This is a genomic window from Porphyromonas levii DSM 23370, from assembly GCF_000379925.1.
GTDB lineage: Bacteria > Bacteroidota > Bacteroidia > Bacteroidales > Porphyromonadaceae > Porphyromonas_A > Porphyromonas_A levii.
The window spans coordinates 1-1,823 of record NZ_KB904223.1 but is presented as its reverse complement, the minus strand read 5'-3'; the positions used below and the strand labels follow the sequence as shown (position 1 = coordinate 1,823).

Below are 1,823 nucleotides of genomic sequence, written 5' to 3'. Positions count from 1 at the left end.
GCAACTTTTCCGCCAGCTGATACCACCTATTACTCTTATCGAGGGACTCCGACAAATTACCATCTCCCATAAAAAGGGGCAACCTCCCAATGCTTTAAAACACCTTCCTCATATTCTCAATAACTGCTATTGCGTTTCTTTTTAACACTACAATATACCAATAATCATCAACATAGCAAAAAAATAATACTTCAATTCATTGAATAATACATGGTTAAGGTATATTCAGCAAGCTCTAACTTAAGTATGAGCCCTTTTCTCACCTATAGTCCATATTATTTTGGTATCTTTGCCACGTAATCACTGGGGATGACTGGCTTTGACAGCATGTAGAGGTGGTTCGTAAGCACGTAGTGCGTCGTTGCTCTAGCACTTAAATCTCAGACATCTACACTTTTAAGTGGCGAAGATTATAACTACGCTCTCGCAGCGTAATCGAAGTTTAGTAGATTACTGCTCCTTCGCTTGAGCTTTAGCTCGCGACGAGACATCACTCCGATACCGTGAACCCGAGGTGGTCGGATATAGTGATGCCGTAATATCGGGAAGGGTTGGTGGTGTGTCCCTCACCTCCGACGACATTCAAAGGACTAAGTGAGTAGGAGGGTGGCTTTGGCCTAGCCCACTCGCCGACAATTAAAGCAAAGCTAAACGTGTAGAAAGCGGATTAGTTCCGTGTTTGGACGAGGGTTCGACTCCCTCCATCTCCACTTTGTGACATTTTTGAGCTTCATCTGAGTAGTCAGATAGGTATTCAAAACAGAGGAAAAATCGTTGTAAAGCCCAGCTTTACAGCGAATTTTCTCGTTTTAGTAACTACCACTGAATACCAAAACGCATATTTTGGTAGTTAGCAATAGAACACTTTTCTGCTACAGAAATTGCTACAACTTTTAATTGGCAGAAAAAAATGTAGCAATGACTACCAAATTGAACACCTTAAAATACTCATCTTCAGGAACTTTATTACGAACTTTGTGGCAACTTTTTATGTACAAACACTTGAAAAAAGTGTAGCAATATAGAATAGATCCACTAAAAAGATTTTAAGAGTATGAAGAAGCAATTCAAGGTTTCCTACTACCTACGCTCAAACTATGAGAACAAAGAAGGGAAAAATCCAATTATGGTCCGTGTCATCTTAGATGGTGAAATGGTTAATCTTGGCTCAAGCCAATTGTCTGTAAATAAAAGCCTTTGGAGCAATTCTACGAGCAGAGCCAAAGGCAGAACAGCAGAAGCTGTAGCATTAAATGCCTCTCTTGATGCTCTTACAGCCTCACTGTATGAGCTATTTAGAAAACATGAGTATGATGACTATCTTACTGCAGAGTCATTCAAATCATTGTTTTTAGGTGATGAGAAAGAGTTTTCTACTATTCTCCCAGTATTCGACAAGTACATTGAGAGCATTCAGGATAAGGTTGGAGTAAGCTTAAAGAAAGGTAGTTTTCAGAAGTACACCATTATCAGACGTGACCTTGTTGAGTTTTTAGAGACAAAGTATAAGAGAAAAGACTTGGGATTACTAGAGTTTAACTCTGTTGTAATAAAAGACTTTGAGTTATTCTTAGTCACAGAGAAAAACATCTCTCATAATACAGCACAGAAGAAATTAAAAGGTATCAAGACAATGGTCACCTATGCCCAAAAACGTGGTATCATCCAGCACGATCCATTTATGGACATCCGCTTCCACTACAAACCTGTTGATCGTGGATTTCTTACAGGTTCATCCGACATTTCGTGTGATACGGCAGTCATGTAGAGCAAAAAGCCTTAGTTTGAAATATTCATCATCTCTATATCCGTAAGCATTTCTC

At 39.3% G+C, this 1,823-nt stretch carries 1 protein-coding gene and 1 other RNA gene; both read left to right on the top strand.

Annotated elements, in window-relative coordinates:
* Positions 1-305 precede the first annotated feature (305 nt).
* Positions 306-713: a transfer-messenger RNA gene (ssrA, locus tag A3GG_RS13005) on the top strand.
* Between the two features lie 341 nt (positions 714-1,054).
* Positions 1,055-1,768, top strand: a complete 714-nt coding sequence (locus A3GG_RS11580; protein WP_018357562.1) for a phage integrase SAM-like domain and Arm DNA-binding domain-containing protein — start codon at positions 1,055-1,057, stop codon at positions 1,766-1,768.
* Positions 1,769-1,823 lie beyond the last annotated feature (55 nt).

Coding starts and splice junctions, on each gene's coding strand:
- A3GG_RS11580 (WP_018357562.1), top strand. CDS start 1,055: ATGAAGAAGCAATTCAAGGTTTCCTACTACCTACGCTCAAACTATGAG.